At 67.7% G+C, this 13,696-nt stretch carries 15 protein-coding genes; 11 read left to right on the forward strand and 4 right to left on the reverse strand.

Annotated elements, in window-relative coordinates:
- Positions 1-99: 99 nt before the first annotated feature.
- The gene (locus C8258_RS09130; RefSeq protein WP_106954906.1) at positions 100-1,587 is read left to right on the forward strand and encodes a long-chain fatty acid--CoA ligase; all 1,488 of its coding nucleotides are present in this window, start codon (positions 100-102) and stop codon (positions 1,585-1,587) included.
- Between the two features lie 84 nt (positions 1,588-1,671).
- Here the strand turns inward: C8258_RS09130 and C8258_RS09135 are convergent, their stop codons facing one another.
- The 3 genes from C8258_RS09135 to C8258_RS09145 form a co-directional block, all read right to left on the reverse strand.
- A complete protein-coding gene (locus tag C8258_RS09135) occupies positions 1,672-2,034 on the reverse strand; it encodes a nuclear transport factor 2 family protein (protein WP_106954907.1) in 363 nt (120 codons plus the stop codon).
- A gap of 94 nt (positions 2,035-2,128) precedes the next feature.
- Positions 2,129-2,395 carry a DUF4235 domain-containing protein gene (locus tag C8258_RS09140; RefSeq protein ID WP_106954772.1) on the reverse strand — a complete coding sequence of 89 codons (267 nt, stop codon included), beginning with the start codon at positions 2,393-2,395 and terminating at the stop codon, positions 2,129-2,131.
- A gap of 244 nt (positions 2,396-2,639) precedes the next feature.
- Positions 2,640-3,767 carry an NADH:flavin oxidoreductase gene (locus C8258_RS09145; protein WP_106954773.1) on the reverse strand — a complete coding sequence of 376 codons (1,128 nt, stop codon included), beginning with the start codon at positions 3,765-3,767 and terminating at the stop codon, positions 2,640-2,642.
- A 112-nt stretch (positions 3,768-3,879) separates the two neighbouring features.
- On the opposite strand from C8258_RS09145, the gene C8258_RS09150 reads away from it, so the two are divergent.
- Both C8258_RS09150 and C8258_RS09155 read left to right on the forward strand, forming a co-directional pair.
- Positions 3,880-4,305, forward strand: a complete 426-nt coding sequence (locus tag C8258_RS09150; protein ID WP_233224964.1) for a MarR family winged helix-turn-helix transcriptional regulator — start codon at positions 3,880-3,882, stop codon at positions 4,303-4,305.
- Between the two features lie 274 nt (positions 4,306-4,579).
- Entirely contained in the window at positions 4,580-5,062 is a 483-nt protein-coding gene (locus tag C8258_RS09155; protein WP_146161201.1) for a helix-turn-helix domain-containing protein, read from the forward strand.
- 57 nt (positions 5,063-5,119) lie between these two features.
- On the opposite strand, the gene C8258_RS09160 is transcribed toward C8258_RS09155, so the two are convergent.
- Positions 5,120-5,437 (reverse strand): hypothetical protein, encoded by a 318-nt coding sequence (locus C8258_RS09160; protein WP_106954775.1) that lies wholly within the window; start codon positions 5,435-5,437, stop codon positions 5,120-5,122.
- A gap of 426 nt (positions 5,438-5,863) precedes the next feature.
- On the opposite strand from C8258_RS09160, the gene C8258_RS09165 reads away from it, so the two are divergent.
- The 8 genes from C8258_RS09165 to C8258_RS09200 are packed head-to-tail and all read left to right on the forward strand — an operon-like array spanning position 5,864 to position 13,696.
- Positions 5,864-6,115 carry an acyl carrier protein gene (locus tag C8258_RS09165; RefSeq protein WP_106954776.1) on the forward strand — a complete coding sequence of 84 codons (252 nt, stop codon included), beginning with the start codon at positions 5,864-5,866 and terminating at the stop codon, positions 6,113-6,115.
- A gap of 38 nt (positions 6,116-6,153) precedes the next feature.
- Positions 6,154-7,368 carry a beta-ketoacyl synthase gene (locus tag C8258_RS09170; RefSeq protein ID WP_106954777.1) on the forward strand — a complete coding sequence of 405 codons (1,215 nt, stop codon included), beginning with the start codon at positions 6,154-6,156 and terminating at the stop codon, positions 7,366-7,368.
- A 46-nt stretch (positions 7,369-7,414) separates the two neighbouring features.
- On the forward strand, positions 7,415-8,503 hold the full coding sequence (locus tag C8258_RS09175) for a beta-ketoacyl synthase N-terminal-like domain-containing protein (RefSeq protein WP_106954778.1): 1,089 nt from the start codon (positions 7,415-7,417) through the stop codon (positions 8,501-8,503).
- On the forward strand, positions 8,503-9,282 hold the full coding sequence (gene fabG, locus C8258_RS09180; RefSeq protein ID WP_106954779.1) for a 3-oxoacyl-[acyl-carrier-protein] reductase: 780 nt from the start codon (positions 8,503-8,505) through the stop codon (positions 9,280-9,282). The genes C8258_RS09175 and fabG overlap by 1 nt, the downstream gene beginning before the upstream one ends.
- Complete coding sequence (locus C8258_RS09185) at positions 9,279-10,004, forward strand: 2-hydroxychromene-2-carboxylate isomerase (protein WP_106954780.1); 726 nt, start codon at positions 9,279-9,281, stop codon at positions 10,002-10,004. The genes fabG and C8258_RS09185 overlap by 4 nt, the downstream gene beginning before the upstream one ends.
- A complete protein-coding gene (locus C8258_RS09190; protein WP_199195641.1) occupies positions 9,991-11,661 on the forward strand; it encodes an NAD(P)/FAD-dependent oxidoreductase in 1,671 nt (556 codons plus the stop codon). The genes C8258_RS09185 and C8258_RS09190 overlap by 14 nt, the downstream gene beginning before the upstream one ends.
- Before the next feature lie 38 nt (positions 11,662-11,699).
- Entirely contained in the window at positions 11,700-12,821 is a 1,122-nt protein-coding gene (locus C8258_RS09195) for a beta-ketoacyl synthase (protein WP_106954782.1), read from the forward strand.
- Positions 12,818-13,696, forward strand: a complete 879-nt coding sequence (locus C8258_RS09200) for a beta-ketoacyl synthase N-terminal-like domain-containing protein (RefSeq protein ID WP_106954783.1) — start codon at positions 12,818-12,820, stop codon at positions 13,694-13,696. The genes C8258_RS09195 and C8258_RS09200 overlap by 4 nt, the downstream gene beginning before the upstream one ends.

Raw genomic sequence — 13,696 nt, forward strand, 5'->3', positions numbered from 1 at the left:
TGCGGGATCGGCGAGAATATCGCCGGGCACAGAATTCCCGCTCGTCCACTGTCGCCCGCCATATGGGCCCCGCGCGGTCGGGTGCCGACGATTGTGGATGTGACCAACCTCGCCATCAACCTCAAGGACGCCGCCGGTCAGTTTCCGGACCGTGCCGCGATCCGCCTCGACGATCAGGTCCTGACCTACGCCGCGTTCGATGATCTGAGCGCCCGCGTGGCCGGGCGGCTGCGCGACCTGGGCGCACAGCCCGGTGACCGAATCGCGATGATGCTGCCCAACGTCACCGCGTTCCCGATCATCTACTACGGCATCCTGCGGGCCGGCCTGATCGCGGTGCCGATGAATCCCCTCCTGAAGGAACGCGAAGTCCGGCATCACCTCGCCGACTCGGGCGCTCGGATCCTCTTCGCGTGGCATACCGCCGTCCCGGAAGCCACCGCCGGAGCGGGCCAGACGGAGGTGCGCGTTCTCACCGTCACCGACGACGCGGCGACCGAGTTCGCGTCCTGGCCGGACTCGCCGGAAGTGACGGTCCGCGACGACGAGGACACCGCGGTACTGCTCTACACTTCCGGCACGACCGGGACCCCCAAGGGCGCGCAACTGACCCACGCCAACCTACGGGCCAATGCCGCCGTCGCCGCCCGCACATTGCTCACCGCCACCCCGGACGACGTGATCATGGGCTGCCTGCCTCTGTTCCACGCATTCGGGCAGACGTGCTGCCTCAACGTCGCCGTGCTCAGCGGAGCCGCCATCACATTGGCCCCGCGCTTCGACCCGGAGCTGGTGCTGAAGCTGATCGAACGCGACGGCGTCACGATCTTCGAAGGCGTGCCGACGATGTACGTGGCCATGCTCGGCGCGGGCCCCGGCATCGCCGACACCGGCACGTTGCGGCTGTGCCTGTCCGGCGGCGCGGCGCTCCCGGTCGAAATCCTCCGGGGATTCGAGGAGCGATTCCGCATTCCCGTTCTCGAAGGGTACGGACTGTCGGAGACCTCGCCGGTCGCCTCGTTCAACCGCGTCGGCGCCGCGCGGCCCGGGTCGATCGGCACCCCGATCGAGGGCGTGCGGATGCGGGTCGTCGATGCCGACGGCTACGATGTCGCGCCCGGTGACGCCGGCGAGATCGCCATCCGCGGCCACAATGTCATGAGCGGCTACTGGGATCGCCCCACGGCGACCGCCGAGGCGATCAGGGACGGCTGGTTCCACACCGGCGATATGGCGAAACAGGACGAAGACGGTTACTTCTACATCCTCGACCGCAAGAAGGACCTGATCATCCGTGGCGGTTTCAACGTGTACCCGCGCGAGATCGAGGAGGTCCTCTACGAACACCCGGCCGTCCTCGAAGCCGCGGTGCTGGGCGTGCCCCACTCGACCCACGGCGAGGAAGTAGCCGCCGTGGTCGCGCTCGCACCGGGTGCCGAAGCGACCGCCGACGACTTGCGCGACTACGTCAAGGCCCGCGTGGCGGCCTACAAGTATCCACGCCGGGTGTGGCTGGTCGACGCCCTGCCCAAGGGACCGACAGGCAAGATCCTCAAACGCGAAATCGTTGTCCCGCAAGGATTGTGACGACAGAACTCGAAATCGCCCAGATGTTCAGGGTCATCGACGAAGCCCGGATGACGGTCGGCACCAAGGCCATCGCGACGCGAACTACTCGACCGCAGAGGCGTGAGCGGCAATGACCCGCCAACCACGCGAGTCGTCGTGCGCCCAGGTGCGGGTATAGCGCATCCTGGCCGCGAATGGTGACCCGTGCACGCTTCCCTCGACGAGGCCGAGGAACCATGTGACCCCGGTTGTCCCTTCCACCAGCACAGTCAGCTGTTCTTCCTCGAGCTTGCCGACAATCTGAGCCTTGGTGCGGTGCAGCTCGAGATCGTCGGTCTTGGTGTACGTATCGGCGCCGAGCGTGAAGATCAACCGATCATCGAGTAATTCGTCCAGCGCCTGGATATCCCCAGCCAGCTGCGCGGCCTGAAGTCGCCGTTCGGCATCCCGCAAGTCCTTCTCCATGGCCCTCATCCTGCCAGCTGGGACGAGGCCACCACTCCCGCTACGAATCCGGCGGCCGGTGAGCTGAGCGAGAACGCGTGAGGTCCGGGACTCGTCAGCCGGGCCATTCACCGGTCAGGCGACGGGTCGCGGTCGCGCCGGCGCGGTCGACGGCGGCTTTGACGCCGGCGAAGATCGCGCCCTGAACAACGGCGGCGATCAACACCTCGCGCCAGGTCCGGTCCTCGTCGGTGGCGTCGGGTGCGTTCTCGTCGTGACCGAGCATTTTCCATGTCTGCTTGAACACCAGTCCGGCGAGGAGGCCGCTGATGGCTCCCAGGACGAGACCGACTGGCTTGTAAGCAATCTTGACCGCTGTCATCGGCTCACCTGTTCCCCCGGTTACGGACGAGCATCACGGCACCGGTCGGCGGGTAGGAACTGGTGTTGTGCCGTTGTGCACTCGACACGACGATCACCTCCGTCTTCTCGTTCGTGCCCGGGCAAACCACGCGGCGCTGCTCCGGTCTTCTGTGCGATGCGTACCCCGGATCAGTCGGCTCACACCGACGCGGCGTGGCCCGGCGGTGGGGCCGATGCCGGTCAGTGGCCCTCCAGGTCCGCTGCTAGCTCAGCGTTTTCAGCGCCGCGGCATCGTAGGCCTTCAGCTCGTCGATCCGGCCGCTCAAGACCTTGGCCGCCCATTCCGGGTCCTGCAGGAGGGCGCGGCCGACGGCGACCAGGTCGAACTCGTCGCGCTCGAAGCGGTCGAGGAGGTTGTCGAGGCTGCCGAGTTCGGCGCCTCTGCCCGTGAAGGCGTGGAGGAAGTCGCCGTCGAGGCCGACCGAGCCGACGGTGATGGTGGGCTTGCCGGTGAGCTTCTTGGTCCAACCGGCGAGGTTCAGGTCCGAGCCGTCGAACTCCGGAAGCCAGTAGCGGCGGGTGGAGGCATGGAAGGCGTCGACACCGGCAGCGGCGAGCGGCGCCAGAATGGCATCGAGCTCCTGCGGGGTCTCGGCGAGCCGCGCGCTGTAGGCCTCCTGCTTCCACTGCGAGAAGCGGAAGATCACCGGAAAACCTGGCGATACGGCCGCGCGGACCGCGGCCACGATCTCGGCCGCGAACCTGGTGCGCGCCACCGGATCTCCACCGTAGGCGTCGGTACGGCGGTTCGTGTGCGCCCACAGGAACTGATCGACGAGGTAGCCGTGGGCGCCGTGCAGCTCGACGCCGTCGAAACCGATCCGCTCGGCGTCCGCGGCGGCCTCGGCGAACGCGGCGATGACGTCGTCCAGATCGCGCTGCGTCATCGCTTCACCGGTCGGCTCGGTGCCGTCGACGCGGATACCGGAGGGGCCCATGGCCGGGGCCTCGGGGTAGGGCTGTTCGCCGCGATTGCGGACCATGCCGATATGCCACAGCTGCGGCACGATCGTGCCGCCGGCGGCGTGTACGTCCGCGGCGACCTTCGCCCAGCCCGCCAACTGCTCCGCACCGTGGAATCGCGGAACCCGATCACTCTGACCGGCCGACTCGTGACCGACGTAGGTCCCCTCGGTGACGATGAGACCGACACCGGCGGCGGCCCGGCGCGCATAGTAGGACCGCACATCGTCACCCGGAACGCCGCCCGGGGAGAACATGCGCGTCATCGGCGCCATCACGATGCGGTTGGGGACGGTCAGGCCGTTCAGCGAAACGGGCCGAGAGAGGATTTCCGCTGCGCGGGAGGTGTCGGACACGGTGACGGTCACTGGGTACTCCTCGTAGAAACTTGACAACTTTGATGGTTGATAACCTCAAGCATTGCCCACGGTAGGGGTGAATAGTTGAGATGGTCAAGTTTCAGGACGTAGGATGAATTGCATGGCCGAGGTTCCGCACATCGACACCGCCCAGCTCATGGAGCTGCTCTCGGTGTCGCTGGGCGTCTACTACAGCGAATTCACGGTCGCGGCGGCGAGCGAGAACCTCACGGCAAGTCAGGGCAAGACATTGACGGTGCTGCGCCGGGGCCCCGCCGCGATGCGCACCCTGGCCGAGACCCTGGCGTGTGACGCGTCCAACGTCACCGGGATCATCGACCGGCTGGAGAAGCGGGGCCTCGTGCGCCGGGAGGCCAGCGCAACCGACCGCCGCGTCACCAATCTGGTCATCACCCCCGAGGGCGAGCGTGCCGTCGACGCGATCCGCGCGAAAATGCATCAGACGCGAGAAGGCCTGAGCAGACTCGGCGACGAGGACCGCGACCGTCTGTCCACGCTCCTGGAACGGGTCTTCGTCCAACCCTGACACAGACCGGCCGTGATCTGTCGTCGTTGCCGCCGGTAGCGATGAGGTGTCGCCAGAATGCGCCGTGAACTTGCCAGAAATCGGATGTGTTGGCGGCTAACGTTTTTCGTGCGCCCAGGGCGGTCGTGGCGGGTGAACGCGGATCTGCACGTAGGAGGGGAGATCCGCGCTCAGGCCGGGACCCACCGTGCCCGCCTTGTAGTTTGAAGTCGTTCTGTGGCTGGGCGCGAAAGGGAATTTCTGTTGGATTCGGAGTATCGGACGGCGTCCCTTGGTGCGATCGCTGGTGCGGCAGGTCGGTGAGCTGCACGCCGGCCACGGCGACTGGACCGCAGTGGATTTCGCCGTCGCGTATTCCAGCGCCCTCGTGTTGCTCGACGGAGCGCTCAACCACGACCGCACCCGCGTCGCAGCGGGCGGCAGATACGCGAATCTGGCCGCCCGCGCCCGCGAGGTCATGGAAATCCACGCCGGTGACAGCAGATTGACACCGGACGCTGTCGCCGGTCTGTGCGGTTGCTCGCGACGAACGCTGCACAGCGCGCTCACCGAGGCGACGGGCCTGGCCCCGGCGGCACTGCTGCGCACGATTCGCCTCGACCGTGCGCGCCGGCGCTTGTCGTCACCCCTGCCGGTGGACATGGACACGGTCGCCCACCAGGCCGGGTTCACCACGACACGCCGCTTCCGCGAAGCCTTTCAGCGCCGGTACGGCCGGAGTCCGGAGCAGATGCGCGCCGAACTGTACGGACCGTAGCGGATCCCGCTGGTGAGCCGGCTGCCGGCGAACGAAAACATCAGGCGCACTTGGCGTTTACGCCTGGATGACCTCGACGCGCACCAGCGCGTTCGGCGAGTCACAACTGGCCCACGACTGGTTCTGACCGTACTGCACCGGGCCGTACTTCCAGTAGGTGAACGGAACGGGCCACGCGACACAGGTGAGCTTCACCTGCTGCCAGGTAGGCAGCTCGCAATTGGACATCCCACCGGTGTTGAAGATGTTGTAGACGTGGCAATTCGCCTGCCACACCGGTACATCGGCATTGGCCACACCACCACCGACAAGCGCGGCGGCAGCGGTCGCCCCGGTAATGACCGCACTGGCTGCGAGTCGCTTCGCGAAAATCATGTCGAAACCTCCTGAGCAGTTGTGCCTGAAAGATCGCTGAAGATTCGCGGACGTTACGCCCGTCGGTGCGCGACTGATGAACACGGCAGCGGGAATTGCCCTCAGCCGACCAGTACCCGCTGCCGTAGGTGCTCTCGGCGCGGTCGCCAGGAGTTGGCCCGCAGCGGGTTCCACCACACGCGGATCTCGACGATCCCGCCGGATCGAGGGCAGTGCCACCGGCCGATACCCCGCGTGCCGCGGGTCGAATCGCGAAGTGAGTACGGCGCATCGGAAAGCGGAGAGGGCGGCGAACGTATTGCACGCAAGGGCATCGGCGCGGTGGCAGTTAAATGCCAGGCCGGCTGCGGCGGGGAGATTCGACGCTAGGTTGAAATCGACCCGATCACCTCTCTTCGATCGGAGCGTTCGGAAAGGAATCCATCCATGCCTGTGCTCGCCCCTGCGGAAAAAGATCACATCAAGGAAACTGTGTGCACGATCCTCGAACTGGAACCCGAGGAGGTTTCCGACAGCAGTCTGTTCAAAGACGATCACGGCGCCGACTCGCTGCTGGCGATCGAAATTCTCGCCCAGCTCGAACGGACATTCAAAATTACGATCGATCAGTCCGAGCTGGAGCGACTGGTCAATCTGGAGGGCGTCTATTCGGTTGTCGCCGAGGCCAAGGCGGCCTGAAGACCGGGACGAGTGGCGATGACGAAACCGGAAACCTCATGACGCGCAGGGTTGTCGTTACCGGTCTCGGCGCGATAACAAGCGTGGGTATCGGAGCTGCCCAATTCCTCGACGCATTGCGCTGCGGGCGGCAGGGAGCGGCGCCGATCACGGCATTCGACACCGACGGGTACCCGAAGAAAATGGGCTGCGAGGTCGCGGATTTCGCGCCCGAACACTGGCTGGGCACCCGCGCCGAAGAATTCGGCCGGGCGACACAATTCGCTGTCGTCGCGGCTCGGATGGCACTCGCCGATGCCGGCCTGCACGGTGACCGGCTGCGCAATCGCCGGGGATTGGTGGCGGTGGGTACGACCGACGGGGAGTCGCGAGATCTCGACCGGATGATGTGGTCCTGGATCGACGAAGGGCCGGACTCGATGGCGCCCGGGCTCGCCCGCCGCATCCCCGTCAGCCGCTTGTCGACCAGCATCGCACGCGAGCTGACCTTGACCGATGTGGAGGCGGTGACCATCCCGACAGCCTGCGCTGCCGGCAATTACGCCATCGGATACGGCGCGGATGCCGTCCGTGGCGGCGATGTCGAATTCGCTCTGGTCGGTGGCGCGGACGCGGTGTGCCGCAAGACCTTCTCCGGCTTCTACCGAGTCGGTACGGTCGCCGCCGAGCGTTGCCGCCCTTTCGACGCCGACCGGGACGGGATTCTCACCGGTGAGGGCGGCGGCATCCTCGTACTCGAATCCCTGGATTCGGCGGTCGCGCGCGGGGCGCGCATTTACGCGGAAATTCTCGGCTACGGCATCAATTGCGATGGCAAGCATCCTGTCGCGCCGGACCTGGACAGTTTCGGACGTTGCATGCGGTTGGCGCACGAAGACGCCGGAATCTCGCCCGAGGATGTCGATTTCATATCCGCGCACGGGACCGGAACCCGCGCGAACGATGTCACCGAAGCGGGCGCGATCCGGCACGTGTTCGGAGACCGGCCGCCGCCGACGACGTCGATCAAATCGATGATCGGCCACACGATGGGAGCGGCCAGCGCGTTGGCGGCCATCGCATGCTCGTTGGCAATCACCGAAAAATTCATACCGCCGACCGTCAATCATCGACACACGGATCCGGAGTGCGCATTGGATGTCGTGCCCAATCGCGCGCGCCCCGCGGACCTCCGGGTCGTACAGAACAATGGTCTCGCATTCGGGGGAAACAACGCCGTGCTGATTCTGGGACGCCATGAGGAACGGTTATGACGACCGCATCGTGTCGCGTTATCCGACACAGGGAGCGAGACCCACGATGAAATTGGTATTCACCGGTTGCTCGGTTCTGTCCCCGTACGGAACGAGTACCGCCGAATTCGGGAACGGAATTCGATCCGGTATTTCGGCGTTGCGTCCGGTCGGCACCGGATCCGGCGAGCTCCCGATCCGGCAGGCCGGGCTGGTCGCCGACTTCGATGTTCGAAAAACCCTCGGCGCCAAAGGCACCCGGTCGATGGACCGCGTCACCGGGCTCGCCGTCGAGGGCGTGCGGCAGATACTCGATCGGCTGCCGGGGTCCGCCTGCGGCGCGGATACCGCGGTAGTTCTCGGCACCACGACCGGCAGCGTGCGCAGCATGATGGAGTTCGTGGGCGACTCCTATCTCCAGGACAAGCCCTATCAGGTCGATCCCGCCCGGTTCCCCAATGCGGTGATGAACCGCGCCGCGGGGCAGTGCGCGATCTGGCACGGTGTGCGCGGACCCAACGCCACCATCGCCGGTGGGCGCGCGGCCGGGGCGGCGGTATTGCAGTACGCCGAACGGCTGTTCGACCGAGACCGGGCCCGGACGGTGCTGTGCGGGATGGTCGAGGAGTTCTCTCCGCACCGCACCTGGGTGGAGTACCTGGCCGCGGGGCGGGTGGACCGCCCGATCGGTGAGGGCTGCGCGGTCTTCGTACTGGAACCCGCCCATTCGGCCGCCGCCGCAGGTCGCGGTGTGCTGGCCGAACTCGTCGGGTTGGAACACGGTGTATGGGGGCGTGCCGCACCCGTACGCGACGTGTTGTCGCGACTGCTGCGTTCGGCGTTGGCCTGCGCCGGTATCAGCGGCGAGGAGGTCGCCCTGATCGCGGTGGCCGGATCTCCCGGCACCGACCCGTGGGAGGGCTTCTCCGCCGGGGAATACGCCGCCGCACGGGATGTCCTCCCGCACACGACGATTCGTTCGATCGCGGATCTCGTCGGCGATTGCGGTGCGGCTACCGGCGGGCTGCAACTGGCGGCCCTGCTGGGCGCGGACTACCCGCCCGGCAAACCGTACGCCTTCTTCACATCGGTCGATCTGGACGGCGCCGTCGGCTGTGTGCTGATCCGCCGCGACGAACCAGGAGGGGAATTCTGATGACCAGTGATCCGGACCGTGATCGTCCGGCCGACGATGCGCCGGCCCGGCCCGTGGCATTGGTGACCGGCGGTTCGCGCGGTATCGGCCGCGCGGTGGTTACCCGCCTGGCAGCGGATGGATACGACGTGGCGTTCTGCTATCGGAGCCGATCCGAGGCGGCACAGAGCTGCGCCGACGCCTCCCGTGCGGCCGGCGCCCGGATAACGGCCACACCGCTCGACGTATCCGATTCCGACGCCGTCCGGGATTGGGTGGAGAGCACCGAACGGCAACTCGGCCCGATCTCCGCGGTGGTCACCTCGGCGGGCATCGTCCGCGACAGCCCGCTCATCCGAATGTCGGAAAGCGATTGGCACACCGTGATGAACGTCAACCTCTCCGGCGCCTTCGCGGTCTGCCGGGCTGCCGCCTTCCCGATGCTGAAGCGGCGTTCGGGCAGCATCGTCACCATTTCGTCGATATCCGGAATCCACGGCAACGTCGGACAGGCCAATTATTCCGCGGCCAAGGCGGGTGTCATCGGCATGACCAAGGCGTTGGCCAAGGAGGTGGCGCGTTTCGGCGTGCGGGCCAACGTCGTGGCGCCCGGATTCATCGACACCGACATGACCGCCTCGCTCGACGGCGAGGTGCGCGAGTCGGCGGTGCGGCGAATTCCGCTCGGGCGCTGGGGAACTGCCGAGGAGGTGGCGGAGATGGTGAGTTTCCTGGTATCGCCGCGATCGGCGTACGTCACCGCCGGCGTCTTCCGGGTCGACGGGGGGATGTCCTTGTGAGGGCGGAGCCGAAGTTCTACTTCTCGCTGCGCAGCCCGTATTCGTGGCTGGCGCTGGAAGATCTGACGGCGCACCACGGCGAACTCGCGCGATCGCTGACGTGGCTGCCGTTCTGGGATCCGGAGGCCACCATGCTGGCCGAGTTGGAGGATGCCGGTGGCGGCTTCTGCTACGCGTCGATGTCGCGGGAGAAGCATCTCTACATCCTGCAGGACGTCCGGCGCGCGGCGGCCGCTCGCGGTCTGCCGATGACCTGGCCGGTCGATCGTGCACCTCGGTGGGAGGTGCCGCATCTGGCGTGTCTGGCCGCCGACCGAGAGGGGCGTATGCCCGATCTCGCGGTAGCACTGACGCGGGCCCGCTGGCACCACGGCCGCAACATCTGCGATCCCGGCACGGTCGCCGCGGTCGCCAGTGAACTGGGGCTCGACGGAGCGCGAATGGCCGCGGCGGTGTCGGTGCCCGAGGTGCGTGCCGCCGCGGTGCGCACACTGCTGGCCGCCTATCACGACGGAGTTTTCGGCGTGCCGTTGTTCGTCCGCGGGCCGGCCAAATACTGGGGAGTGGAACGGCTCGATGCCTTCGCCTCCGCGCTGGGCATCGCCCCTGCAGCGCCCACCGATGTCGCCCCACCGGCCACCGACTCCACCGAACCGCCCACCGACTTCACCGCGCGGCTTCCCCTCGGCAGCGATATGGGTCATGCCGGTGGCTGCGGCTGAGCCGGCGCGCTGGGACGCGGTCGTCGTCGGCGCGGGGATCGGCGGGCTGGTCTGCGCCGGCTACCTGACTGCCTGCGGCTACCGGGTTCTGGTGGCGGAGCAACACGACGTCGCCGGCGGCAACGCACACGCCTTCCGGCGCCGCCGCGCCTACGAATTCGATGTCGGCGTGCACTATCTCGGCGACTGCGGGCCGGACGGGATCCTCCCCGCGATCCTGCGCGGACTCGGTGTACGGGATCGAGTCGATCTGCGGCCCATGAACTTTCGAGGTTTCGATCGGCTCGTTCTGCCCAATCGGACCATCGACGTCCCGGTCGGATGGGAGCCCTACACCGCCGCGCTGTGCGCGGCCGTGCCCGGCGAGAGTGCGGGGATCACGGCGTGCACGCAGGTACTCGCCTCGGTCGCGGCGATCTCACGCGCCGCCCTCGTCGACCCGAATCGCGCGGTGCAACTGGCCAGGCGGTACCCGGACGGACCGAGGTGGGGGCGTCGCTCGCTGACGCGACTGTTCGACGAATGTCGGCTGTCCCCTGTGGTGCGTACGGTGCTCTCGGCGCAGGCGGGCAATTACGGCGCGGGTCCGGCGCAGGTCACGGTGGCCACGCATGCCACCGTGCAGGACCATTACCTGCGCGGCGCCTATTACGTCGACGGCGGCGGACAGACCCTGGTCGCGGCGTTGGTGGAGGCGATCGAGGCATACGGCGGGCGCGTGTCGACGCGAAAAGCAGTGCGCACCATCCACACCGACGGCGGCGTGGTCTCGGGCGTGAGTTTCGCGGACGGCGACCGGGCCGATTCGGACCTGGTGATCTCCAACGCCGACTTCCGCCGGACGGTTCTCGAATTATGCAGCGATACCGCAGCTTTCGGCGTTCACGAACTGCAACGCACCGCGTCGGCGCGTATGCGTCATGCGTGGTCGGTCCTCTATCTGGGGCTCGCCACCGAGCCGCCGGGACTCGACGGCGCAAATCTGTGGTATTTCGATCACGAGGACATAGAGCATGCCTATCGCCGGTTCGAGACGGGTTCGGGCGGGCCGCCGTTCGCCTTCGTCTCCTGCGCCTCGGCCCGCCCCGCCCAGCGGCCGTGGGCCTGTCCGCCCGGGCATGCCGGCGTGCAGGTCATGGTGCCGTGCGCCGAACCGATGATGCGGTGGGGCAACGACATTCGCTACCGGCGGGATCCGCAGTACCGATTGTGGAAGCGGCATTTGACCGCCGAATTGCTGACCGCGGCCGAACGCGCGCTGGGGCCGATCATCGATGATGCGGTGCACGTGGAGGTGGCCACGCCACTCACGCACCGGCGCTATCTCCGCTCGACCGGAGGAACGCCCTACGGCGTGGCCGATTGGGGCGGGATCGCCCGTCGCCCGGAGACCGAGACGGGCGTGAACGGACTTCACGTCGTCGGCCAGAGCACCCGCTACGGCAGCGGTGTCGCAGGTGCGGCGATCAGTGGAATCCGATGCGCGGGCCGGATCGTGGGCAGCGATCTGCTGGGTGAGGTGTATCGCGGCGCCGTGCCCGCGGATCGGACGCGGCTGCCGCCGCGATCCGTCGACGCGGACCCGCTGGCGGTGTCGCGGGGCAAGTCGCGCCGCGATGCGCCGGGCCTGCCCAAGCTGCCCCTGACCCGATCATGACCATCCGGGAATGGTCTCCGAATGCCTTGTGAGAGTTGATGAACGCACGAATCGACACCAGTTGGCCGATCACCGGAACCGGAGCCGTCGCCGCGATCGGCGACACCGTGCCGGAGCTTTTCGCGGCACTGTGCGCCGGCCGTACCGGCGTGGCCGAAATCCGGCGCTTCCCCACCCGCGACTATCGCACCCACCACGGCTATCCGCGGCACGAGCGTGGATCCGACACCGCGGCGTATGCCACCCGGTTACTGATCAGGGCGGTCGCCGAGGCGATGACGCAGTCCGGGCTCGACGACCTGACCGATATCCCGGTGATCGTGGGCACCGGCCTGCGTGAACTCCGTTCGGTGGAGTTGGCGTGGCAGGCGGGACCGGACAGCGGAGTACCTCGTCTGGACTTCGGGCCCGCGTTGCGAGAACGGTTCGGCTGCACCGAAGTTCACACCCTGTCGAACGCCTGTGCGGCATCGCTGCACGCGCTGGGGCTGGCCGAGGATCTGCTGGCCGCCGATCGCGCCGATGCCGTTGTCGTCGCGGGAACCGACACGATCGCGGTGAGCATGTTCGCGGCGCTCGATCTCGTCCAACCGGCGATGACGACGTTGCGGCCGTTCGACGCGCGCCACAAAGGAGTGCTCATGGGGGACGGGGCGGCCGCTGCCGTGCTCCAGCGCGGTGGAACGGCCCGTGCGGTCCTGCGGGGTGTCGGCATCAGCTGCGACGCGGGCCATGTCACCGCTCCCGACCCGGTCGGGATCGTCGCGGCGATGCACGACGCTCACCGCCGCGCGGGGGTCCGCCCGGCCGATGTGGACCTCGTCCTGGCGCACGGCACCGGGACGGCCCTCAACGACGCGGCTGAGGCCACCGCACTGACCACGATCTTCGGCACCGAACAGCCGATCGTCACGGCGGTCAAGGCGATGACCGGGCACACCTCGGGCAGCTCGGGCCTTGTGAGTCTGGTCGCGGCGATCGAGTCGTTGCGCACCGGAGCGGTGCCGGCCATCCCGGATCTGGCGGTACCGATCGACGAGGCCCGGTCCCTCCGGCTCGCCGCCTCACCGATCGACGCCGCCGAACTCCGGGTGGCGCAGGTGAATTCGTTCGGCTTCGGCGGCGTCAACGCCGTCGCGATCGTGGAGCGGGTGGCATGACGGAAACGGTCGCGGGCAGTCCGGTGATCGTCGGCACCGCTGTGGTCGCGCCGGGAATGCCCGCACACGACCCGGTGGAGATACTCGGCCGGCGCGGTTTGCGCTACAAGGACGAGGCCACGCGGCTCGGTATGGCGGCCACGCAGTCGGCGTTTCGGGACGCCGGTATCGCTGATTGCTCGGGCGCGGTCACCGCGGTGATCGTCAGTTCGAACTTCGGCAATCTCGACACCGTCTGCCGCATCGTCGGCGATCACATCGGCCCGGGTGAACGCAGCCCGATGGATCTACCGAACGCGTCGAGCAACGTCGTCGCCTCCTCGATCGCCATTCGCTTCGGCCTCTTCGGCCCCAACCTCATGCTGTGCAGCGGTGCGAATTCCGGACTCGACGCGGTGGACTGGGCCACGGTGCTGCTCGGTTCCGATCGCGCGGCCCGCGTGGTGGTCGTCGGCGTCGAGGTAAGCAATGCGGTCGTGCGGCGATTCGCGCCGGCTCGCGCCGCGTCCGGCCTGTTTCACGGCGCGGCCTGCCTCGTCATCGAACGTGCCGATCCGGCGATCCGCCCGCCGCGTGCGGTCGTCGGCGCCTGCGCGCGCGGCCGGGCGGGCATCGAATCGCTCGTCGCGACGGCCGTAAATCGTTGGTACACACCAGATTTCGGCGCGGCCGGCGAGCTGGCGCGGGTCGTGAACACCCCCGAGACCGTCGACCTGGCGGCGCGTTTCGGCGCCGCCTCGGGCGCTCTGGGAGTGCTGCAAGCCGCCTACGCCGCGAACCGACCGGGCCGCTCACTGCTGACCACCGGCGGCGGCGACACCGAGCCGGCCGCCTGCCTGATCACCTCGAAAATCGCTACTACCGCAGGAGAATGA

It is taken from the genome of Nocardia sp. MDA0666, assembly GCF_003023875.1.
Lineage (GTDB): Bacteria > Actinomycetota > Actinomycetes > Mycobacteriales > Mycobacteriaceae > Nocardia > Nocardia aobensis.